The organism is Streptomyces doebereineriae, from assembly GCF_031845645.1.
GTDB classification, from domain to species: Bacteria; Actinomycetota; Actinomycetes; order Streptomycetales; family Streptomycetaceae; genus Streptomyces; species Streptomyces canus.
Genome location: NZ_JAVREZ010000278.1, coordinates 1 through 456 on the forward strand (window position 1 = coordinate 1; position 456 = coordinate 456).

Consider the following 456-nt stretch of genomic DNA (forward strand, 5'->3'; position numbering starts at 1 on the left):
ATCGACCTCCGTGAACAGGTTGTGCCCTTCCCCCCGCAGCCGGTCATCACCCAGGACAACCTGGTTGTCAACATCGACACCGTCATCTACTACCAGGTGACCGACGCCCGCGCCGCGACCTACGAAGTCGCCTCCTACATCCAGGCGATCGAACAGCTCACCGTCGCCACCCTCCGCAACATCATCGGCGGCATGGACCTGGAGCGCACCCTCACCTCCCGCGAGGAGATCAACGCGGCCCTGCGCGGCGTCCTCGACGAGGCCACCGGCAAGTGGGGCATCCGCGTCAACCGCGTCGAGCTCAAGGCGATCGAACCGCCCACCTCCATCCAGGATTCGATGGAGAAGCAGATGCGCGCCGACCGCGACAAGCGCGCCGCGATCCTCACCGCCGAAGGCATCCGGCAGTCCCAGATCCTCACCGCCGAGGGCGAGAAGCAGTCCGCGATCCTGCGC

The 456-nt window shown here is 66.4% G+C and carries 1 protein-coding gene; it reads left to right on the forward strand.

All coding sequences use genetic code 11. From position 1 onward, the window contains the following. Positions 1-456 (forward strand): SPFH domain-containing protein (locus tag RNB18_RS51875; protein ID WP_311721041.1); only part of this gene is annotated, 456 nt, incomplete at both ends.